20 protein-coding genes and 1 pseudogene are annotated in these 20913 nt (G+C 54.4%); 8 read left to right on the top strand and 13 right to left on the bottom strand.

The features are described 5' to 3' along the window. Positions 1 to 113 (top strand): annotated as a pseudogene (locus HUO07_RS17510) (IS630-like element ISHsp2 family transposase); the annotation flags it as partial. Between the two features lie 35 nt (positions 114 to 148). Here HUO07_RS17510 and HUO07_RS17505 read toward each other — a convergent pair. Further along, a complete protein-coding gene (locus HUO07_RS17505) occupies positions 149 to 685 on the bottom strand; it encodes a DinB family protein (RefSeq protein WP_176304624.1) in 537 nt (178 codons plus the stop codon). Between the two features lie 179 nt (positions 686 to 864). On the opposite strand from HUO07_RS17505, the gene HUO07_RS17500 reads away from it, so the two are divergent. Continuing rightward, positions 865 to 1950: a PA0069 family radical SAM protein gene (locus HUO07_RS17500; RefSeq protein ID WP_176304623.1), complete on the top strand. Its 1086-nt coding sequence runs from the start codon at positions 865 to 867 to the stop codon at positions 1948 to 1950. A gap of 41 nt (positions 1951 to 1991) precedes the next feature. After that, positions 1992 to 2297, top strand: coding sequence for a winged helix-turn-helix domain-containing protein (locus HUO07_RS17495; protein WP_176304622.1), 306 nt, complete (start codon positions 1992 to 1994; stop codon positions 2295 to 2297). Here HUO07_RS17495 and HUO07_RS17490 read toward each other — a convergent pair. The 4 genes from HUO07_RS17490 to coxB are packed head-to-tail and all read right to left on the bottom strand — an operon-like array spanning position 2279 to position 8475. Further along, on the bottom strand, positions 2279 to 4492 hold the full coding sequence (locus tag HUO07_RS17490; protein WP_246286767.1) for a heavy metal translocating P-type ATPase: 2214 nt from the start codon (positions 4490 to 4492) through the stop codon (positions 2279 to 2281). The genes HUO07_RS17495 and HUO07_RS17490 overlap by 19 nt on opposite strands. A 5-nt stretch (positions 4493 to 4497) precedes the next feature. Next, positions 4498 to 4854, bottom strand: a complete 357-nt coding sequence (locus HUO07_RS17485) for a hypothetical protein (protein ID WP_176304621.1) — start codon at positions 4852 to 4854, stop codon at positions 4498 to 4500. Between the two features lie 4 nt (positions 4855 to 4858). Next, positions 4859 to 7399, bottom strand: coding sequence for a cytochrome c oxidase subunit I (gene ctaD / locus HUO07_RS17480; RefSeq protein ID WP_176304620.1), 2541 nt, complete (start codon positions 7397 to 7399; stop codon positions 4859 to 4861). After that, positions 7396 to 8475 carry a cytochrome c oxidase subunit II gene (gene coxB, locus HUO07_RS17475; protein WP_176304619.1) on the bottom strand — a complete coding sequence of 360 codons (1080 nt, stop codon included), beginning with the start codon at positions 8473 to 8475 and terminating at the stop codon, positions 7396 to 7398. The genes ctaD and coxB overlap by 4 nt, the downstream gene beginning before the upstream one ends. Before the next feature lie 36 nt (positions 8476 to 8511). On the opposite strand from coxB, the gene HUO07_RS17470 reads away from it, so the two are divergent. Beyond that, entirely contained in the window at positions 8512 to 8973 is a 462-nt protein-coding gene (locus HUO07_RS17470) for a DUF2231 domain-containing protein (RefSeq protein ID WP_176304618.1), read from the top strand. A 10-nt stretch (positions 8974 to 8983) separates the two neighbouring features. Here the strand turns inward: HUO07_RS17470 and HUO07_RS17465 are convergent, their stop codons facing one another. The 8 genes from HUO07_RS17465 to HUO07_RS17430 all read right to left on the bottom strand — a co-directional run bounded on the left by HUO07_RS17465 (position 8984) and on the right by HUO07_RS17430 (position 15253). Continuing rightward, positions 8984 to 9409, bottom strand: a complete 426-nt coding sequence (locus HUO07_RS17465) for a CopD family protein (RefSeq protein ID WP_008957005.1) — start codon at positions 9407 to 9409, stop codon at positions 8984 to 8986. Positions 9410 to 9488: 79 nt separating this feature from the next. Then, entirely contained in the window at positions 9489 to 10334 is an 846-nt protein-coding gene (locus HUO07_RS17460) for a DUF2797 domain-containing protein (RefSeq protein WP_176304617.1), read from the bottom strand. Beyond that, complete coding sequence (locus HUO07_RS17455; protein WP_176304616.1) at positions 10318 to 10602, bottom strand: YeaC family protein; 285 nt, start codon at positions 10600 to 10602, stop codon at positions 10318 to 10320. The genes HUO07_RS17460 and HUO07_RS17455 overlap by 17 nt, the downstream gene beginning before the upstream one ends. Positions 10603 to 10611: 9 nt before the next feature. Then, positions 10612 to 11463, bottom strand: coding sequence for a rhomboid family intramembrane serine protease (locus HUO07_RS17450; protein ID WP_176304615.1), 852 nt, complete (start codon positions 11461 to 11463; stop codon positions 10612 to 10614). A gap of 227 nt (positions 11464 to 11690) precedes the next feature. Beyond that, entirely contained in the window at positions 11691 to 12707 is a 1017-nt protein-coding gene (locus HUO07_RS17445; protein ID WP_246286765.1) for a metallophosphoesterase, read from the bottom strand. 2 nt (positions 12708 to 12709) lie between these two features. Continuing rightward, positions 12710 to 13687: an NAD(+) kinase gene (locus tag HUO07_RS17440; protein WP_422822704.1), complete on the bottom strand. Its 978-nt coding sequence runs from the start codon at positions 13685 to 13687 to the stop codon at positions 12710 to 12712. A 63-nt stretch (positions 13688 to 13750) separates the two neighbouring features. After that, positions 13751 to 14620, bottom strand: coding sequence for a carboxylate/amino acid/amine transporter (locus HUO07_RS17435; RefSeq protein WP_176304614.1), 870 nt, complete (start codon positions 14618 to 14620; stop codon positions 13751 to 13753). Between the two features lie 87 nt (positions 14621 to 14707). Beyond that, a complete protein-coding gene (locus HUO07_RS17430; RefSeq protein WP_176304613.1) occupies positions 14708 to 15253 on the bottom strand; it encodes a YqaE/Pmp3 family membrane protein in 546 nt (181 codons plus the stop codon). Between the two features lie 241 nt (positions 15254 to 15494). Between HUO07_RS17430 and HUO07_RS17425 the strand changes: the two genes are divergently transcribed. The 4 genes from HUO07_RS17425 to putA all read left to right on the top strand — a co-directional run bounded on the left by HUO07_RS17425 (position 15495) and on the right by putA (position 20732). Next, positions 15495 to 15902, top strand: a complete 408-nt coding sequence (locus HUO07_RS17425) for a CBS domain-containing protein (protein ID WP_035557597.1) — start codon at positions 15495 to 15497, stop codon at positions 15900 to 15902. Between the two features lie 270 nt (positions 15903 to 16172). Further along, on the top strand, positions 16173 to 16532 hold the full coding sequence (locus HUO07_RS17420; protein WP_008957014.1) for a hypothetical protein: 360 nt from the start codon (positions 16173 to 16175) through the stop codon (positions 16530 to 16532). A 24-nt stretch (positions 16533 to 16556) separates the two neighbouring features. Then, positions 16557 to 17390, top strand: a complete 834-nt coding sequence (locus tag HUO07_RS17415) for an AraC family transcriptional regulator (protein WP_101145266.1) — start codon at positions 16557 to 16559, stop codon at positions 17388 to 17390. Between the two features lie 150 nt (positions 17391 to 17540). Further along, positions 17541 to 20732, top strand: a complete 3192-nt coding sequence (putA, locus tag HUO07_RS17410; protein ID WP_176304612.1) for a bifunctional proline dehydrogenase/L-glutamate gamma-semialdehyde dehydrogenase PutA — start codon at positions 17541 to 17543, stop codon at positions 20730 to 20732. Positions 20733 to 20913 lie beyond the last annotated feature (181 nt).

Here is a 20913-nt window from a genome sequence, read left to right as displayed (position 1 = left end):
TGAAGTACACCTGGCTGCCCTTGAGTGCCTATCTCTCGTTTGAACGTCTACATGAAGAGGTACACCGCTTACTCGGTGGTTACGGAACTGATCACGCGATTAATTTTGAATAGGCACTTAGTAGGCTCTTATATGTGAACTTACTTCCTTACCCCTCATCCGGAATCAACGCCAGCAGATCAGTGACGCCAATATCTATACCGGCTTGCGAGAGCAAGGTAGATACCTGCCCGCGGTGGTGGGTTTGGTGATTAAAAAAGTGGTTAATAAGGCGCGAGTAACTTCTGGTTGAAGCCACGCCTTTGGTGTTGTGGTAACTCAGTAGCGTATCCAGGTCATCATCGGTCAGCGCGGCTACCCAGTTAATAATCACGCTATCCAGCCAATGGCGATGCGCGCTTAGGCCTTGCATATCATCAAACAGGCGTTGAGCGAGATGCGTTGGCGTGGGCAGCGGCTCCATTACTGCCAATGTGGCGGCTGAAGAAGGATGAGCCGCAAACCGCTTAAGCCAAATCGTGTCGGCAACAACGATATGGTTCAAGGTGCCAAAAATAGAGCTAAAGAAAGCGCCTCTATCCTCTATAAGCTCAGCCGCACTTAGCTTGCTAGCGGCGTCATATACCTTGGCATTCATCCACTGGTTGTAGGATGCCATTAATGCAAAATGTGGTTGCAGTTCCATAGGTCAAATCGCCTCTTTCCATGCTGGCAACAACGGGTTCTTTAAGCGTATGAAATAAAGACGCGTTTGTATCCCCGAATTTGCTATTTAAGCCGCTAAGCGTTTTCTTGCGCCTTTCCCCAAACGCCATATACTGTATAAATAGCCATATAATTAGTTATACAGGCCAGAGGTGGCAAATGACGATCCCCGATCAAACATCGAGTGTTTCAGCCGTGCGTAAAGGCCGCGGGGCAACGTACGACCCTCACAACCGTTTTGCACCTAGCCATAGCGTGGTGGAAGACGACGGTTGGTGGCGTGAGGAAGCCTCTACGACCATCGCCACCGAAGTGCGCGAGGAAGTGAGCAAGAGCGCACTGTCGTGGAATAAATCACCGGACTTGCCATTTGACCGCTCACTGAACCCTTATCGTGGTTGTGAACATGGCTGCGTTTACTGCTACGCACGCCCCTCCCACGCTTACTGGGATTTATCGCCAGGGCTGGATTTTGAGACCAAGTTGATTGCCCGCAGCGGGATGGTGGAACGGTTAACAGAGGAGCTCTGCCACCCCAGCTATGTGTGCCGCCCGATCAACCTTTCCGGCAACACCGATTGCTACCAGCCATTAGAGGCTACTTATAAAACCACCCGCCGCTTGCTGGAGTTACTGCTGGAATGCCGCCATCCGGTAACGTTAGTGACTAAAAGCACGCTGGTGCTACGCGATCTAGAACTATTGGCAGAGATGGCGGAACATCGTTTGGTGCGGGTCTTTGTTAGCCTGACCAGCCTGGATGCCCAGTTAAAGCGCACGCTGGAACCACGGGCGGCGTCGCCTCAGGCGCGCTTACGGGCTATTCGTGAACTTAATACGGCGGGTGTGCCGGTAGGGACATTGATTTCACCGGTTATCCCAGGGCTGACCGACCATGAAATCGAAAAGCTACTGGAAGCCGCCAGCCGAGCAGGCGCACGAACGGCGTCCTGGATGTTACTGCGTTTACCTTATGAAGTAGCGCCGCTGTTTGAAGCGTGGTTGGAAGCTCACTACCCAGAACGCGCCGCCAAAGTGATGAGTCTTATGCGTCAGTGCCGGGGCGACAAAGCCTATGATGCCAAATTTGGTAAGCGCTTTCGTGGTGAAGGAGTATTCGCGAATTTAATTGCCCAGCGCTTTGCACGCGCCAGCCGCCAGTGGAACATGCAGGATCGCACCGAGCAGGGCTTGAACACGCGGGATTTCCGCCCACCACGGGCGCAGGGCGACTTATTCCTTTAAGCTAAGCAGCGCATTAATCAATTTGCTGTTAAGGAACCCTCATGTCCGCGCTTAGCAAAACGAAATCGAGTTTTTACCGACGTTTATACGTGGCCCATCTGATCGAACATGGCGCTGCCAGCGTGCCTGCACTCATTGAGGCCACCGGCATGCCACGGCGTACCGCCCAGGATACGATCGCCTCCCTTGCCGAATTAGATATCGAGTGCGTATTTACGAAAGATGAAGGCGAGCGCTACAACATTGGCCGCTACCAGATACGTGACTGGGGAGCGATTGACCCACGTTGGGTGGCAACGAATGCCGAGCGGCTTAAACAGGCACTCGGCTATTCTGGAACCCTCTGATCGTTTTCCTCCGGCTCGGCCCACGCTAACCGTGCGGCATTGAGCGTGACACTCAGCGAACTTGCCGCCATGGCGAGTACCGCGACCAGGGGCGGAATGGCCATCACAGCTACCAGCCCTAGTGCCAGCGTATTATAAAGTGCCGAGAAGAACAGATTCTGCACCATGATGCGCCGGGTGCGTTTAGCAATGCTAAGCAGTTGCACTACACCACCCATTCCCGGCGTCATGAGCTGTGCAGAAGCCCCTTCACGGGCGGCTTCGCTGGCACCTAGCGGGGCAATCCCCACATCAGCTGCGGCCAAGCTCAACGTATCATTCAAGCCATCACCCACGTAGAGCGTTGGCGATGGTAGCGCCTGCAACAGCCTCGCTTTGGCTTCAGGCGAACGCTGGGCATAGCAAGCTTCTCGGGCAAGCCCTATCTGCTCACCCAGCCAGCTAACGGCTCCCTGCCGGTCGCCACTAATCATCACCACCACATAGCCTGATGCGAGCAGGCGCTTCATGCTTGGAGCGGCATCCTCCACCGGTTGATCAGCCAGATAGAACGTGGCCAGCCAGCCCGCTTCGTCAGCCAACATCACTTGAGAAGCAAACGTCAGCGCGGGGTCTTCAGCTTGAAATGGCAACGCAATCTGCTGACGAGTTAGCCAATTAGCGCTGCCTAGCGTTAGCCACTCGCCGCTATTTAGCTGCACTCGGCGCCCTTCCCCAGGCGATTCATTTACTTCTATATTCTGATCCGGATTCTGCTCCGGGTGCTGATCATGTTGATTATCCGACCAGTGGGTTAACGCGTGCGCTAGCGGATGTTCGCTTCCAACGACGGCGGCGCTTAATTTGCGCTGCACAGTATGCTTATCAACGCCCTCCCGCGCCTGCCAATGCAGCACGGAATGATTCCCGGTCGTTAAGGTGCCGGTTTTATCCAGTGCTACCGAGCGAATGCGCGCCAAGGTTTCAAGCGCTGCCGGGTCGCGTAGCGCAATACCTTGCTGCATGGCCTGACCGCTACCGGCAAGGCTTGCCAACGGCACGGCAAGCCCCACAGCACAGGGGCACGCCACCACCAGTACGGAAAGCGCCCGCACAAAGGCCTCTTCCCAGCCCGTTCCAAATAACAGCGCAGCAGGCAGCGTCAGTAACGCCAGCACAAGCGCTAAGGGGCTTAGCCAAGCGGCAAAGCGGTCAGCAAGCTTCTGCAGCTCGCCTTTTTTGGCCTGATAGCGGCGCATTTCGTCGCATAGACGGTCTAACCGGCGCTTGCCTACCCCGGCGCTCACCTGCATTACCAGCGGCGCTGCCCCCAGGTAGCGGCAGCCTGCGTAGACCTTCTGACCTGTATGAAAGTGGCGCGGCAGGCTTTCACCGGTCAACGAGGCAGTATCGATCCAACCAGGCGCCTCCAGGGTGCCATCAAGCGCTATCAGCTCACCTGGCGCTAACTCGACGCGCATTCCTGCGGCCACTTCATCGGCAGGAACCATTACCCAATGTTCATGTTGGTAAACGCTTATGTTCGCGTTCGGTAGTGTCAATACGTCCAGCGCTTTTAACCCACGGTGACGGCACAGCGTTTCCACTAACCGCCCGACCAGCAATAGCACAATCAGCATCACCGCCGTATCGAAATATACTTCCGATGAACCGCGCCATAAAAGCCCAAGCGAGACGAGTACTGCGCCAAACACACCAAGGCTGACGAGCACATCCATTCCAGGGCGTTTGGCGAGCAATGTACGCCATCCCGCTCGGTAAAACGGCACGCCCGCAAACAGCACCACGGGAAGTGAAAAAGCACCCGACACCCATGCCACTACCTGCTCGACCTGTTCATTGGGCAAGGCGGATGCGTAGATCAGAACTGAGGCAAGCATGGTCCACATGCCAAATAGCGAACCCACCATCAGCCTAAGGGTGAGGTAGCGGCTCTCCTCTTCCAGTCGCGCATGGGCATCGCCCACCGGCTCAAGTTCCGTCAGCCGGTAGCCTAGTCGCTTGACCTTTGAGGCAAGCCCTGAGAGCTGAATCGCGGCTGGCGTGCCGCTTATACAGAGCGTGGCGCTGGGATAATGCACGCTAACGTCGCGCACACCAGCACTCCGTTTGAGGGAGCCTTCCACGGCCAACGCGCAACTGGTACACCACATGCCGTGAAGGGTATAAAGCTTGTCTGCGTTAGTGTCAGTCATACCGCTCACAGGCAAGGCGGAATACCGATGATGGGCATCGCTGCAAACAATACGCCGAAGGTAGAAAAGAGATAGAGCCCGGCAGAAACCCGCGCATTAAAGCGCAGCCGCCCAGCATGACGTTTGCTCATGCGGTAACACCCCACCGTTAACGCAGCTAACAGCGCAACGGCGGCAAGACTGACCATAAGCAACAACGCATTAACGAGGGTAAAAACACCTTGTTCTGGGTCAGGGGGAATGACTTCACAGGCCACAGCATGGCCACCGTAAACTGTTACAAACCAAGCACTCCAAAGCGTTAAGCCAATAACAAAGTGTAATGGGTGAGTGAGGTGTAAGCGCTGCATCACGATGTTCATCCGCCTAACTCCCTATGACACGGGGCAGCACGGCAAGCGCGCCCACGATGATCCAGAACGTCGCCACGTTATAACGCCACAATTGAGCAACGACAGCGGGCTCAAAAGGTGCATGGGCGCCCACATAGCCATAACCCACCCGTAGGCCCTGAAGCAGCGTTAGCACAGCACCCAAACCTCCATGAAACAGTGCATACGCTAGTCCCACCATAATGATTGCATCATGAGAGTTCTCGGTAACCGCAAGGTCTGCGCTCAGCAGTACCCAAAGCGTGATGCCCACCTGCAAAAACCCAAGCGCACTAGTACTGAACATGCCTAGTGACAGCCCAGCATCACGCTGCTGACGCAACCCACTTATCAGTTTTTCGAGGATGCCTGCACCTACCGTGAGTGACCCACCAGCCAACAGCAGCCCCATCAGAGAGAGCGGTGATACCTCAGGCATTCGCCATTCAGGCGAGACCGTCCAAAGGTAAAACCAGCCAAACAAATAGGAAAGGAAGAACGAGCCATTGGCCAGCATGGTAATCGACATTGCCCATAAGCCAGGGCCATCCATGGTGCGCGAGTGCAGCGGAGGATCGCCGGGTGCCACCCGTGCATCAGGCGCAGCTTTTGGATGTGCACCGTTTTCCCATGACCAGCGTAATAGAAACAATCCAGCGATCACCACGGCGATAACGGCCAACGGGTAAAGGCGCGTCAGCAGGCTTAAACACACCACTGCCAGTGCCATCGCGGCGAAAAGTGGCCACCACGAGTTACCCGGCAGGTGAATAATTTCGCGCACTTTGCCGGTTAACGGATCGGTTCCCCACGTTTCACGTCGCCCATGAGTCGCTACCGCCAAACTATGCTGGCCTTCCGCCATAGTGCGCGGCAAATCAGGATCATCCCAAAGCGGGTGGCGTGTCTCGATTTTTGGCAAACTGACAAAATTATAGGCGCTTGGCGGCATGCTATTGGCCCACTCAAGGCCATCAGCATTCCATGGATTAGGCTTAGCGGGCTTGCCAAAACGGAAGTGTAGGGCAAAATCCAGCAGCACCATGGCAATCCCCGCCGACATAATGAAGCCGCCTACTGAAGAAATTAGATTAAAAATATCCCAACCCATGCCCGCGTCATAAGAGTAAACACGGCGCGGCATACCCAGCAGCCCGGTCCAGTGCATAATAAGGAAGGTGGTATTAAAACCGATGAATGTCAGCCAGAAGCCCCATTTACCCAGCGTTTCAGAAGGCATGCGGCCTGAAAAGAGAGGCAGCCAGTAGTAAAGCCCGGCGATCAGCGGGAAGAACATTCCGCCGACTAAAACGTAGTGCATATGTGCCACCACGAAGTGGGTATCGTGCACTTGCCAGTTAAACGGCACCAGCGCCAGCATTACCCCCGTTAAGCCGCCGCACACAAAAATGATCAAAAAGCCTAATATCCATAGCATCGGCAGCTTCATCTTCGGCTTACCCAGCCATAACGTCGCCAGCCAAACAAATACCTGAATCGCCGTGGGCACTGCGACCAACATACTGGCAGCTGAAAAGAAGGCTTGAGCCAGCTGGGGAATCCCCACAGTGAACATATGGTGGACCCATAACCCAAAGCTAATGAAGCCGGTGGTGACAATGGCGAAAACCACCCAGCCATAGCCCACAATCGGACGACCAGCGAACACCGGTATCAGCGTAGACACTATCCCCGCCGCCGGTAAAAAGATGATGTAAACCTCAGGGTGACCGAACAGCCAGAAGAGATGCTGCCAAAGAATAGGGTCACCGCCCCCGGCCACGTCAAAAAAGGGCATCCCAGCGGCACGCTCGAGCTCAAGTAAAATACTGCCCAGAATCAGCGGCGGGAAACCGACCACAATCATTAAAGCCATCGCGAGAATGTACCAGGCAAACAGCGGCATTTTATGCAGCGCCATTCCTTGGGTACGCGTACGCAGTATTGAAACCACCAGTTCTACACCCGCAGAGAGGGCGGAGATTTCAACAAAGGTGATCCCCAGTAGCCAAAAATCCGAACCTAAACCCGGTGAGTACTCGCTACTACTAAGCGGGGTATACATGAACCAGCCACTGTCCGGTGCCATCTCTAACACCAAACTAAAAGTTAAGATGATCCCGCCGAATAGATAGCACCAGTAGCCCAGCGATGTCAGCCGTGGGCAGACCAGATCGCGGGCACCGATCATCTTAGGAATCATGTAAATCGCCAGCCCTTCGAGCATAGGAATAGCGAACAAGAACATCATCACCGTGCCGTGCATGGTGGTGACTTGATTATAGATATCCGGCGTCATGAAATCTTGATCAGAAAGCGCCAGCTGGGTGCGTACCAGCATGGCCAACAAACCGCCGATCAAGAAAAATACCATCCCAGTGATCATGAACCTCAGGCCAAGGGTGGTGTGGTTTACAATGGTCAGTGCTTTCAAGCCGCGCGGATTTCCCCAGATCTCATGCAGATCGTTGTGCAACCGCTTAGGATTTTCGGGTAAATCGCCCGGTGGCGTCACTTCACGATTAATGGTCGTCATGGTGTCAAGCTCTCCAGCCAAGCACCCAGGGACGCCAAGGTAGCGGTGTCAATATCATCGTGGGGCGGCATTTTATTGCCTGGTTTTAAACGTTGATGGTGTTGCAGCCAGTGGGTCACCGCGCCCTCTTCCATGGCCATAATGCCCGCTCCTAAGCTGGTACGGCTGCCTAAATCAGAAAGGTCAGGCCCTTCTCCAGCCGTTGAGAGCCCGGCTACCCGGTGGCAGCTCGCGCAATGGGTCATAAATGCCTCCCTGGCAGGTTCATGCTGTTGGTCGTTTGCCGCTAGCGACGACAATTCTTCCGTTTGACGGTCAGCCAACCAAGCGTCGTACTCATCTCGCTCCACAGCTTCTACATAGAGCTGCATCTTAGTATGCTGGGCGCCGCAGAACTCAGCGCACTGAGCGCCAAATACCGCTGGCTCATCCGCTTCCAAGCGTATTTTATTGATGCGCCCTGGAACCATATCAATCTTGCCACCTAACCGCGGCACCCAAAAGGCATGGATCACATCGGCACCGGTGACATGAAAATCAATGGGTTCACCCGCCGGCATGATGAGTTGATTAGCAGTCACCACTTCGCCCCCTTCCGCTTCGGGGTAGCGCACTTCCCACCACCACTGATGGCCGATGACTTCAATCACTTCCGGTGGATCACTTAAAGGCAGCGTTAACATGCGTTGACCCGTCGGCACACCAAAAGTTAACAGCGCGATAATACTGGCGACTGGCAGTATTATCCCGCCGCCGACAATCCAACGCCGTGCCACCCGGCGCTCTTCTACCGGCGTGCGTGCCACCTCTTTACGCTTAAAGGTATACAGCCAAAAAACGGTGACCATGACCAATACGACGGTGCCAAACCCTAGCATCACCCACCAAATCATCACCACATCTCGCGCAGCTTGGCCTGCCGGGTCTAGAATAGACTTATCGCCCGTACAGCCGGTTAGCAGTAATCCAGCTAACAGTGCGAGCAGAATGCCCAGCCGGTTGACCCTCTGCTGGGTTAAGCGTTGAATACTTGTTAAGCGCTGGATACGTGTTAAATATTGAAGTCTAAGCCTCATCCCTGAATTCCTTTTTTCTGCCCACAGGAAGTGACCATGGCAAAAACTCGCCAAATCTCGATCGTAAGCCGCGCCTCTATCGCCGGCCACCCACTGCATCCAGTGATGATTCATTTCCCGGTCGCCGCGCTGTTGGCGCTGGTGGCCAGCGATATCGGCTTTTTGCTGAGTGGTGATGAATTCTGGCTGCGTGCCAGCTTGTGGCTGGCTGGCGTCGGTGCGTTTGGCGGCTGGATTGCCAGTACGGCGGGGATTATTGACTTGGTCACCGTGCCGCGTATTCGCCGGCTGATTACCGGTTGGAGTCATGCCATCGTAGCGGTCGTAATGCTCTCGCTGGCGTCGCTGAACTGGCTGCTGCGCTTTAACGACGCCAGCGCGATTTTGCCCTGGGGATTGGCCGTATCGCTGATCACCGCTGGTTTGATCGCCGTGGCGGGCCTGCTGGGCGGCCAACTGGTGTATGAACATGCGGTCGGTGTCGACGTTGAGGACTAGAGCCACAGTGTTAGCTCCAATCCAGCGGTTTTGCTAATACAAAGCCTAGCACACTGAGAATGGCCACTAACGCAACGCATAGCGCTGTCCAGTTGGCGGGCTTCACCCAACGGTAGTGGCCCTGCTCAAGACGCAGTATTAACCAGCCAAAACAGCCATGAGCGGCCACCATCGCCACCACGGCGCCAAGCTTTAAGATTAACCAGCCGCCCAATATGCCATGGATAAGAAACAGCAGCGTACCCGACGCAATCGCCACTAAGGCTGCAGGGGTAGCAAAGGAGATATAAAAAAACCGCGGCATTGGCGGCGTACCCTGAGCAAAGCCCGAGTCTTTACGTAGCTGCAGCGTTTGGCTGAGCAAAGCGGGCAAGTACAACAGCGAGCCGCACCAAATCACTAGCGCGGCAATGTGAAGCAGTTTAAGCCAGGGCATCGGGGCTTCCTTGCATTGCTTAAGGCGAGATAAATCTACCCCCTAACCTTAGCCAACTCACCGCACTCTGGCTAGCCGATTAACTCACCTGGATCTCGTAACCTGTGAATTTGCGGAGATTAATAACGCCGCTATCAAGCAGCAAATACTGGCCTTTGACGCCTTGCAGCACGCCTTCCACTACCGGTTGCTTATCAAAATTATGCGACACCACTTTTTTTGGGAAGACGCTGACCGGGTAGTGAAATTCTTGTGCGGGCTGCTCCAGGGTGCGAATGGCATCTGCCCCATGAGTCTCGCGGAGTTGATTCAGCCCGCCAGCTAACAGGCTCAGCAGCCGGTCACGCTCAGCGGCTAAATCCATTACTGTAACGTCACCTTTAAGCATGGCCCGCCAGTTGGTGCGATCGGCCACCTGCTCTTTGAACAGCATTTCGACAAACCCGGACTGCTGGCGAGTATCGACTTCCAGAATCGGCAGTGCCTGTATTGCACCTTGATCCAACCAACGGGTTGGCATTTGGGTTTTGCGCGTAATACCCACTTTTAAGCCAGAAGAGTTAGCCAAGTAAACGATGTGAGGCTGAAAACAGTGCTTCTCTCCCCACTCCGGCTCACGGCAGGTGCCTTGGAAAAAGTGGCAGGTTTCTGGTTTCATAATGCAGGTATCGCATTGTGCTAACCGCTTAAAGCAAGGGTAACAGTGGCCCTGAGCAAAGCTCTTCTTGGTCGCCCGCCCACAGTGGGTACAGGCAATCGCGCCCGTCCAACGCAAACTAAGCGGCTCACCGATACGCTCATTAAGCGCGACACAATGCTCCCCTGCACGCAAATGGTAGGTTACCTGCTCATGCTGACGATCAGGCAGCGCTGCTGCCATTTTGCTTAAACAACCTTGCACTGCCGCTTCAATCACGCGTGGCATCCCGTGCCAAGCCGGCCATTTCTGGTGTTACACCAGCGCCGTTGGCAGCTGCCCCACAGGTACGCTGCTCTAAATAGCCTACGCGGCTCTCTTCCGGCACATTATTCTCAGCTTCATAGCGCATCACGGCTTCCAAACAGAGCTCGGTCTGCTCGGGCGTTAAGCGACGACCATCAGGCCATTTGCGCAGCGATACCGCCTGTTTCAGGCTCTCATAGATCGCTGGGGTCATCTGGTTAATCATTTTCTCGAACGTCATTTCGCTCATTGCGGCCTCTTAATGTTTTTTCAAACGGCGGGATGAATAATACCAGCCTGTGATGAGCCCCACGAGTAGGCCACCCAAATGCGCTTCATTAGCGACATTGCCAAAACCAACGCTGCCCGCCATATCGGTCATGGTGAACACCATCCACCCCAGCATGAAGACCACCAGCATTTGCGGCACAAAGAAACCACTTCGGGGTACCCGTCGGGACATCAACCAAACGTGGGCCAGCAGCGCATAAACCACACCGGACATACCGCCAAACAATACGGTACCGGTCAGGTACTGAGCGATGTTGGCGCCTATGCCCGCCACAATCAGCAGCAGTAGCATAGTACGGCTGCCCTGCAGCGCTTCAATCTGACGGCCGAAGTACCACACCCACATCAGGTTAAATATCAAATGCATCCAGCCAAAGTGCAGAAATGCAGGCGATAGCAAGCGCCACACTTGCCCTGACGAGAGCGTTTGCGACAGCTGACCGAACACAAGCTCACCCCCCGCAATACCGATGGGCACGATGGTCAACGTCACGATCAGTTGGTCACCGAACACCCCTATCAGAGCAAACACCACCACGCTTATCGCAATCATCAAGGCCGTCACCGGCACTTGTTTGAGAGAAGTCAGGGAAGAAGTCATGTTGCGTGAACGCTTGGCTGAGTGCTGAAGCTCCAGGGGTTCCCCCTGTTTCCAGCGCTCTACCAGTGATTTTAATTCATCGTGCTGACGAGGGTCAGCAATCCATAGCAGCTGGCCGTCGGCCTCGTCGGTAATGCGGTGACCAATGCGGTGGCGCCAAAGTGCCTTGCGCAGTTCGCTTGTATCCGCGTGATCGGGCAAAAGCATCACTGGATGCATAACATCCCTCTAATCAATGCGCTAACGGCACGCTGACCGCAGCGAGTAGGTATTGGGCGAGCTATCGGCTGCCAACAGACAGGCAAAAAAAAACCGGCGGTGGGGACCGCCGGAGAATAAAAGCAAGGGATCATTCAAGGGAACACTTACTCTGATAGCCGACAGCAGCGTTAGTTCAGCCGTTTTGCAAAAATTATGTAAAAAAACGTAACCAAAGAAATAATCACCTAATCAAAATCAATTTCCCAGGGTTTCGGCAATGCCCGCTCCTCTTTCGGCACCTTAATCCATACAAAGTGGTCGGCATTTAGCGTCGTCTCCCCGCTCCAGCGATAAGCGACTAACCGGCCATATTTGACCGCGCTGTAGTCTAAACAGGCGATATTGCGAGCGGGAAGCGACGGTATCCCTTCGCACCAGTAGTGACCAATAAATAACGGTGGCTCTTCTGGCCCATAATAACTCAATTGCTGCCGCTCTTCGGCCGTGAGTTCGCGGGTTTCAAGATCGCCGGGCAAGTTATCCGGCTGAAAGACTACATCCCCCCACTGCTGTGGGTCTTGAGCCCAAAAGTGGGCGCGGAAACTTTTCCGCGTAAAGCCATCACCAGAGTGTATCGCAATTCCTTCTGGCAGCGAGACATGCGGGCCTCGAGTGAGGCGATCTAGTATTTGATACGCTTGGGTAGTGGGGTCGGTGGATTCAACCAAAAACTCGGTGTCCATGCATTGATCAGGACGTCGCTGCTTTAGCTCGTCAATCAGCTTCTGATCCCAGCAGGCATGCACCACCCGAATCCCGTCTATCTCAAGGCAGAGCGGGATAGTTTTAAACCACGCCAACGTATCTTCCCACTCGTTGGTGTAGTCGCGATACTGCTCTAGAGTGTCTTGAATAATGCGATTATGCCGAGGAGTATGCTCACGCAGCCAGCGTTTGTGGCTACCTGCAGGCCCTGGATGAGTATACGCCAGGGCGTTGTACTCATGGTTACCCATCACAATGTAGGCCTCGCCCTGCTCTACCATTCGCCGGGCGATGGTCACTGCCAAGCGAATACGCGGCCCACGATCAATCAGGTCGCCAAGGAAAATCACCTTGCGGCGTGGGTGACGGTATACACCGCTGCGCTGATGATAACCCAGCTTTTCGAGTAATGTGGCTAACGTAGCGCCACAGCCGTGGACATCACCAATCAGGTCATATCCTTCCAGCTGAGGCCTGCCTTGCGTTTTACGCTGCATGCTTAATCCCCCAACCGATGGCTCCAGCCTAATTTGCTGCGCAGCACTTCGTAGAAATTATGTCCGATGGGGTGCACCAGTTGAACGCGTTCAGGCTTACGGGTAATCACCAACACATCGTTGGGCTTCGCTACCGCTCGCGTTTGCCCATCGCAGCTAATATGCGGATAGGTTTGGTTAGTTTCGCCAATATGAATACGGATTTCGCTAGCGGCATCAATCACGATTGGCCGACTCGACAGCGTATGGGGAAACATCGGCACCAGCGTCACTACATCAAGTTTGGGGTGCATAATCGGCCCACCACCCGAGAGCGCATAAGCCGTAGAACCGGTAGGCGTGGCGACAATCAAGCCATCGCTGCGCTGGCTATAAACAAACTGGCCATCAATAAACAGCTCAAACTCAATCATGCGTACCGCTTTGCCGGGGTGCAGGACAACCTCATTCAAGGCATCGCCGTTGCCCACCGCAACACCGTTACGGTAAAGCACGGCGTCTAACAGGAAACGCTGTTCAATCTCAAATTCGCCCGCGAGCACTTCACTAACACGGGTTTCCAGCTCATCCGGCGAGATGTCCGTGAGAAACCCTAAGCGGCCACGATTAACCCCTAAAATAAGCGTTCCGCTTCGGCAAAGTGTACGCGCCGCACCAAGCAAACTGCCATCGCCTCCCACCACGATCACCAGATCGCACAACTCCCCCAACATGCGGCGGCTTGCTTCCGGTTGACCATGGTGCGGCAAGGCGGTTGCCGTGCGGTCTTCCACCAGCACCGAATACTCATGGGCGACGAGATAGGTCACCAGACGTTGCAGAGAATCGATTACTTTATCGCTACCCAACCGACCAATCAGCCCGATGGTTTTAAAGGGCCTGCCTGATTGATCGCTGGAGGGCGACCTAGTCTTTGAAGCTACTGTCTTTGAAGACATAGCCTCTGAAGATTTGGCATCTGGCGGTAAGGTGTTGCTCATGGGCCGACTCTCGCTAACAGAAGCCGCCATTATGGAGACACCTGAGGTATCGGGCAAATAGGCTTAGCTAACGGCCACTTGACGACGCTGGCACCACCAATGGTTGAGCCACAGCGAGGCCGCAATGATGAGCGCGCCTAGCAGCAAGCGCGGAATATCCGCATCGCGGTTCCAAATTACCAGGTTAACGATAAGCCCTGCTGGCACCAGTGCATTGTTCATAATTGCTAACGTGCCAGCATTCACTTTAGTGGCGCCCTGATTCCAGGCAAAGTAGCCAACGCCAGACGCCACTAACCCCAGCCAGGCCAGTACGCCCCACTGCAGCGATGTGGTCGGTAATGCAGCGCTGTTGCCGAAGAGTAAATAAGCGGGTAGTGCCACTACCATTGCGCCAATGAAGAACCAGCCAAATACATTGTGCCACGCCAGCGTAGGAGGCAAATCAGCCGCTAATCGACGATAACCTACCTGACCAATAGCAAAGCAAAGGTTTGCCCCCTGCACCACTAAAAAGCCCATCCAGAAGCCGCTATCGACACCGTCATAGCGGATGACGCCTGCCCCGAGAACTGCAAGCAGTGCCGTCACGAGATAGATGGGGGTAAAGCGGCCAAACAGGAGGTCATCCAGCAGTGCGATATAAATAGGCGTAAAGATCGTGAACAGCAGTACTTCAGGCACCGACAACAGCAAAAAGGATTGGTAGAAGAAGGTGTACATCACCCCCAATTGGATGGCACCCAATCCCATGAGGGCGAGCCGCTGCTTACCACGCAACAGGCCGGGGCGTAAAAACGGCAGGAACACCAGCATGGCAAGCGTTACTCGTAGCAGCACCGCAAAGTAGCTGTCGACCTGCCCCGCCAGATAAACCCCTATCAACGAAAAGGAAAATGCCCACAGGGCGGTAACGCCCATTAGATAACCCATCGTAAACCCCGGCTTATAAATTAGTTTACGCGGATTATACGCACATGGTTGAAGCTGCCAAGCCGTAAACGTAATAACAATCGTTGGTTAACGCCGCTGCAACCACCAAACCGCATACACCACACCCGGCAACCAACCCGCCAGAGTCAGCAGCACCGCGATAATCACACGCTTTTGGCCGCCCTGTGTTAAGCCGACTGCGAGGGGTGGCAGGCATATCGCCAGGGCATAATAGGCGAACTTCAACGCGGCGGGCTCAGGTGTCGCTGGTTCTGCCTGGTTTACTGATGCCGTTTTGGATGATGCAGCCGGGGTCGTATCTAGCGCCGCCTTGGGTGGTGGCGTGAAGTGTTCTACGGCGTCAGGGGCTGGCTCCTTAGCGGCCTGAGCAGCCCGCTCCTGGGCAATCCGATGGGCTTCTTTATCGATTTTCTGCTCAAGGGTTTCAGCCCCTTCAGCCAAGTCATCGTGATGGCGCTCCCAGTCTTCCCAATCATGGGGTGTGCCCGATTTAGGCCGTTGATGACCAGAGCCCCTCGCCCGTTCCCAGGCTTTCTCTTCTAACGTATTGGGTCGATCCGGGTCACGTTCATTCCCCACGCCTTTGCGGTTTAAATATTCACGTGCATCCATGGAAGGCTCCTTGATGCCTTAATTAACGATCAGCTATGCCATTAGAAAATTAACAACACAGAAAATTCAGTACTTATAGCGTTGAATAAAGATAGCTTGCAGGACGCACGCCATGAACAAATCACCTACAGTGAAAGAGTTGATTCTACCTTAGCGCCTACAACAACGAACAATCAGAACGCACTGCCTGCGACGGCTTTATTGTCACAGCGCTGAATACGATGATCGAGGAGTGTTCATGATGAGTAGAGCTGCACCCAACATCGTTCGCGACATCATGTCCCGCGATTGCTACCGTGTTTCACCCGACGCATCCATCACCACATTAGCCAAGGGCCTGGCACTACACCGCTTGCCAGGTGCACCGGTGGTTGATGCCGCCGACCGCTTAATCGGCTTTATTTCGGAGCAGGATGTATTGGGCCGTGTGCTTGATAGTATCTATCACGATGATGAGGCACCGCTCGTTAAAGAGCTGATGCGCCACGAAGTACTCAGCGTATCACCGAATAAGAGCATTACCGACTTGGCACAGGAAATGCGTTCAGCGAAACCCAAGGTGTACCCAGTCGTAGAACAACAACGGTTAATAGGCATCGTGACACGACGTGATATCCTAATTGCACTGCTAATGATTCGCCGCCATTAGCCGTTATGCTGGCAACGCTTTTTTTAAGCAGCGATAAAACAGGCAAGCATCAGGCAAAAAAAACCGCTACTCAAGGAGTAGCGGAAGCAAGGGATCAAAACAAAGAGCCAGAACAACAACTTTAGCGACTGCTATCGCGCTGTTGTCTGTACATACTCAGACACGCCGCACTGGAAAAGTTCGCAAAATAGTAAAATTTTCGACCTTGGCGGCGTCACGCGTATAATTAAATGACAATTTATGAACTGATGACGCCTAGGAGTCCAGCGAATGGCGCTGTATTTATTGGTATTTGGGGTGTGTTTGCTGGTGATTGGCGCGGTAATGCTGGTGTTGATGACCTCAAGCACGCCGCGCTACCGCACAGAACCTAAGGATTTACTGGCGCTGTTTGATAAAGCGCTCAACAGCCAGGTAAGCGAAACCGAGTGGAACGCTATCATCGGCTACCCTATTCGGCATAATGAGTATTTGGATGGCATTCGTCGCCGTGCCGCGCATTTAATGGAGCAGCATGGCCGACGCTGGATGGTAGCCCAGGGTAAACCATTGCTCAATCAAGAGGGCCAGGCTGAACTTAAGGCCCTTCGCGATCATTTGTCCGCCCATACAGCCCTCCGCCAGCAGTAGCTGGTGCGATCCAGGAGACCTGCTATGCCGAGCACCATTCGACAAATACCTCTGGCCAGCGCCACGCAACATCATGCCCATGATTTTCATCAAATAGTCATCACCATGTGTGGCTCGTCAGAGTTTGAAATTGAAGGATTAGGTGGGCGCGTCAATGCCTTTTCGGGCTGTATCGTGCCCGCCAATCACGAGCACTACTATTCGGGCAACGGCCATAATCGACAATTGATTCTCGACCTGCCCGAGGACGCCCCCGCTTTAACAGGTGAAAATCACGAATTAGTAGCGCTATTTGATGCCCCCCGTTTCTTTGGTTTAGACAACGCACTGCGCCACTACTTAGCCTTTATGGAGAGCGAACTTGCTCAAGGGTTTGATACCTCTACCAACTCCTTTCAGCAAGACCGCTTAGCGGCCACCCTTTTAGGCTCCCTTAAAGCGAGATTAGGCTCTGCTACCACTTCAAACCAACGTCGGCTGGATTTGACGCGAATTAATCATTTTATTCGCCAGCATCTCGCCGAGGAGCTGCGTGTCGCCGACCTAGCGCGGCTGGCTTGTTTGAGCGAAGCACATTTTTCCGACTGTTTCCGCGCTCAAACCGGGCTTTCACCCTGGCAATACGTCAAGCGGCAACGGCTAAATGCGGCCCGCCAACTGATTTTGCAAAGCCGACTTCCGCTCACCGATATTGCCATTCAAACCGGCTTTGCCAACCAAAGCGCACTTTCTCATGCTTTCCGGCGTAGCTATGGTTTGTCGCCGCGTAAACTACGCCAGGGTGATGCGTCACCCATTGCGCTCAGTGCCTCAAACGCTGCGTTAGGGCCGCTAGCTGGCCAGCAAAAACTATACTAAAGTCGTAAAGTTACTGTGCTTGCCGCGGAATTGACATGTTTTACCGTGAAATCAGCATACACCTGAGTTAGCCGCACTCTACATTCGCTGACTAGCTTGGGCGTAACGCCCTGTTACCCATTCGCTCTGTTCAGACTTTCGGGGGCTTCAATGCTCAATGCCAAGAAAATGCGTGACCCTGCCATCTGGCAAACTGATCTCGACACTCTCATGGCGCGCGTTAGCGACCACTATATAGTGGATGAAAGCGCCTATGTCAGCGAACTGATCAAGGTGCTGGATGCTGACCGCGACGACTTTGCCCGCATTGAAGCCAATACAGCCGCATTGGTTCAGGATGTCCGTAAAATGGACACGGCCGTCGATACTATTGATGAGTTACTCCAGCAGTACAGCCTGGATACTCACGAAGGCCTGATGCTGATGTGCCTAGCGGAAGCCATGCTGCGCATTCCCGACAAAGCCACCGCCGATGCCCTGATTGAAGACAAACTCGGCCCCGCCGACTGGCAGTCTCACGTGGGCAAGAGCGACTCGTGGATGGTCAACGCCTCTACCTGGGGTCTGTTAATGACCGGGCGCGTGCTCAAGCTAGACCACCCTAAAGAGGGGCAGCCCGCCAACTTCATCAATCGCATGGTTAATCGTATGGGTGAGCCGGTGATCCGCCGCGCCATGTACGAAGCGATGAAGATCATGGGTAAGCAGTTTGTGCTGGGGCGCGATATTAATGAAGCGCTGAAGCGATCCAAGCCGCTGTTCAATAAAGGCTATACTTACTCCTACGACATGCTGGGCGAAGCCGCCCGTACCCGTGATGACGCACAGCGCTATTTTGATGACTACGCGCGGGCCATTGAGCAAGTCGGCAAGACCTGCAAAACGTTAAGCGATAAAACCCCGGCGCCGTCGGTCTCCATTAAGCTCTCAGCCCTTCACCCGCGCTATGAGTTTGGCCGCCGCGAGCAAGTGCTTGCCGAGCTGGTCGACACGGTCATCAAGCTGGTCAGCAAGGCGCGTGCACTGGATGTTGCGGTCACTATTGACGCTGAAGAGATTGATCGCCTGGAGATTTCCCTGGAAGTCTTCCGTGCAGTTTACGAAAGTGAAGCCGCCAAGGGCTGGGGGCACTTCGGTTTAGTGGTTCAAGCCTACTCCAAGCGCGCGCTGCCAGTGTTGCACTACATCAACCGTTTGGCCGACCAGCAAGGTGATGAGATTCCTTTGCGCTTGGTCAAAGGCGCTTACTGGGATACTGAAATTAAAGAGTCCCAGCAGCTTGGGGTCGACGGCTATCCGGTATTTACACGTAAAGCGGGTACCGATGTAGCCTATCTCGCCTGCGCGCAGTTCCTGCTCTCTAGCGACACCAATGGGCGCATTTTCCCGCAGTTTGCTACCCACAATGCCCACACTGTGACGACTATTTTAGAATTTGCTAATCGCGATAGCCGTCCTTTTGAGTTTCAACGCCTGCATGGCATGGGCGAAGCCCTTTATGACGCTGCTCTTGAGCGAGCCCCGAAAGGTACCTACTGCCGAATTTACGCCCCGGTGGGTGCGCATAAAGACCTGCTGCCCTACTTAGTGCGGCGCCTGCTTGAAAATGGTGCCAACTCCTCGTTTGTTCACCAGTTGGTTGACCCTGACGTACCGGTCGAGTGGCTGTGTCAGCACCCGATTGAAACCCTGCGCCAGCAGCAACATCTGGCCAATATGAACATCCCGTTACCCAAAGACATTTACGGGCCCAAGCGGCGCAATTCACGTGGGGTAAATCTGAATATACGCAGCCACTACTATCCGCTCATGGAGAAGATGGCCGCGTTTATGGATCAGCAGTACCCGACGAAGCCGCTGCTCGCTTTTGATGTCGCTGACGACGCCGCCAATACCCATAGCGTTACCAGCCCATACGACCGCCAAAAAACCATCGGTAGCGTTCAGTGGACGAGCAAAGAGCAAGCCACCCAGGCGCTGGATGCTGCCTGGGCCGCTTTCCCTCGCTGGGACGCCACCCCGGTGGCCGAACGGGCGGCTATTGTGCGTCGCTTGGGGGATTTGATGGAAGAGCATATGCCAGAGCTAATGGCATTGTGCTCGCGTGAAGGCGGTAAACTGCTTACCGATGGCGTCGATGAAATTAGAGAAGCCGTCGACTTCTGCCGTTTCTACGCCATGCGCGCTGAAAAGGATTTCGGCCAAGTCATCGAGCTCCCTGGCCCCACTGGCGAATCCAACCGCTTATTTATGGGGGGCAAGGGCGTATTCGCAGCCATCAGCCCCTGGAACTTCCCTGTCGCGATCTTCTGCGGCCAAATTGTCGCGGCGGCGGTAGCAGGCAACACAGTACTGGCCAAACCGGCGGAACAGACGTCTATCGTCGCGCATCGTGTTATTGAGCTGCTCCACGAAGCGGGCATGCCCCGTGATGTCGTCCAACTACTGCCCGGTGACGGCCCCACAGTAGGTAGTGTGCTGACCTCCGACCCACGGATCACCGGGGTAGTCTTCACCGGTGGCACCGACACCGCACAAATTATCAACCGCGCTTTGGCGGCACGAGAAAATGCCCCGCTGGCCACCCTGATTGCGGAAACCGGCGGCATGAACGCCATGATTGTCGATTCTACTGCCCTGCCTGAACAGGTGGTGGTAGATGTGATTCAGTCAGCCTTTCAGAGCGCTGGGCAGCGCTGCTCGGCGCTGCGGGTACTGTATCTACAAGACGATGTTGCCGACCGGGTCATTGAAATCCTCAAAGGCGCGATGAATGAACTGCGCATTGGCGACCCTCGAGATTTAGGCACCGATGTGGGGCCGGTAATCGATGAAGAGGCGCGCAAAGGCTTAATGGAGCACATCGAAAAACTCAAAGCCGAAAATCGTCTGGTCGCCGAAACACCGATGGCTGCTGAGCATACACAAGATGGCACTTTCGTAGCGCCTGTCGCTTTCACGATTGATAGCATCGATTCACTCACGCGCGAGCAGTTCGGGCCCATACTGCATATCGTGCGTTACAAAGCCAGCGAGCTTGATAAAGTTATCAATGACATTAACGGACGCAATTACGGCCTGACATTTGGCGTACATAGCCGTAACGAATCATTCGCCGCTGAAATAGCGCAGAAAATGCGCGTGGGCAATGTGTACATCAACCGTAATATCATTGGGGCTGTGGTGGGCGTTCAACCGTTTGGTGGTCAAGGGCTTTCTGGTACAGGGCCAAAAGCCGGCGGTCTTCACTACTTGCAGCGTTTTGTAACTGAAAAAACGATTACTAATAACACCGCTGCCTTAGGCGGGAACGCGTCGCTACTGGCGCTGGGTGATGAGTGAGCCGCTCATCACACCCACAAATTCTCCGACCCGACCCCAGCCTGACACTTACTGGGGTACGTCAAGTGAATAGGAAAAGGGAATAACAGCCATTAACAACAACAAGACTGCGCCACAACCCACTCTTCTCGGTAAGCGCACTAACCTGTCGGCGCTACGTCCGACTTAATAACTAAGAAAC

It is taken from the genome of Vreelandella maris (genome assembly GCF_013371085.1).
Classification (GTDB): Bacteria; Pseudomonadota; Gammaproteobacteria; order Pseudomonadales; family Halomonadaceae; genus Vreelandella; species Vreelandella maris.
Note: the sequence above shows the minus strand (reverse complement) of the source record. Positions and strands in the feature narration are given on the sequence as shown.

Coding starts and splice junctions, on each gene's coding strand:
- HUO07_RS17505 (WP_176304624.1), bottom strand. CDS start 685: ATGGAACTGCAACCACATTTTGCATTAATGGCATCCTACAACCAGTGG.
- HUO07_RS17500 (WP_176304623.1), top strand. CDS start 865: ATGACGATCCCCGATCAAACATCGAGTGTTTCAGCCGTGCGTAAAGGC.
- HUO07_RS17495 (WP_176304622.1), top strand. CDS start 1,992: ATGTCCGCGCTTAGCAAAACGAAATCGAGTTTTTACCGACGTTTATAC.
- HUO07_RS17490 (WP_246286767.1), bottom strand. CDS start 4,492: ATGACTGACACTAACGCAGACAAGCTTTATACCCTTCACGGCATGTGG.
- HUO07_RS17485 (WP_176304621.1), bottom strand. CDS start 4,854: ATGAACATCGTGATGCAGCGCTTACACCTCACTCACCCATTACACTTT.
- ctaD (WP_176304620.1), bottom strand. CDS start 7,399: ATGACGACCATTAATCGTGAAGTGACGCCACCGGGCGATTTACCCGAA.
- coxB (WP_176304619.1), bottom strand. CDS start 8,475: ATGAGGCTTAGACTTCAATATTTAACACGTATCCAGCGCTTAACAAGT.
- HUO07_RS17470 (WP_176304618.1), top strand. CDS start 8,512: ATGGCAAAAACTCGCCAAATCTCGATCGTAAGCCGCGCCTCTATCGCC.
- HUO07_RS17465 (WP_008957005.1), bottom strand. CDS start 9,409: ATGCCCTGGCTTAAACTGCTTCACATTGCCGCGCTAGTGATTTGGTGC.
- HUO07_RS17460 (WP_176304617.1), bottom strand. CDS start 10,334: ATGCCACGCGTGATTGAAGCGGCAGTGCAAGGTTGTTTAAGCAAAATG.
- HUO07_RS17455 (WP_176304616.1), bottom strand. CDS start 10,602: ATGAGCGAAATGACGTTCGAGAAAATGATTAACCAGATGACCCCAGCG.
- HUO07_RS17450 (WP_176304615.1), bottom strand. CDS start 11,463: ATGCATCCAGTGATGCTTTTGCCCGATCACGCGGATACAAGCGAACTG.
- HUO07_RS17445 (WP_246286765.1), bottom strand. CDS start 12,707: ATGCAGCGTAAAACGCAAGGCAGGCCTCAGCTGGAAGGATATGACCTG.
- HUO07_RS17440 (WP_422822704.1), bottom strand. CDS start 13,687: ATGAGCAACACCTTACCGCCAGATGCCAAATCTTCAGAGGCTATGTCT.
- HUO07_RS17435 (WP_176304614.1), bottom strand. CDS start 14,620: ATGGGTTATCTAATGGGCGTTACCGCCCTGTGGGCATTTTCCTTTTCG.
- HUO07_RS17430 (WP_176304613.1), bottom strand. CDS start 15,253: ATGGATGCACGTGAATATTTAAACCGCAAAGGCGTGGGGAATGAACGT.
- HUO07_RS17425 (WP_035557597.1), top strand. CDS start 15,495: ATGAGTAGAGCTGCACCCAACATCGTTCGCGACATCATGTCCCGCGAT.
- HUO07_RS17420 (WP_008957014.1), top strand. CDS start 16,173: ATGGCGCTGTATTTATTGGTATTTGGGGTGTGTTTGCTGGTGATTGGC.
- HUO07_RS17415 (WP_101145266.1), top strand. CDS start 16,557: ATGCCGAGCACCATTCGACAAATACCTCTGGCCAGCGCCACGCAACAT.
- putA (WP_176304612.1), top strand. CDS start 17,541: ATGCTCAATGCCAAGAAAATGCGTGACCCTGCCATCTGGCAAACTGAT.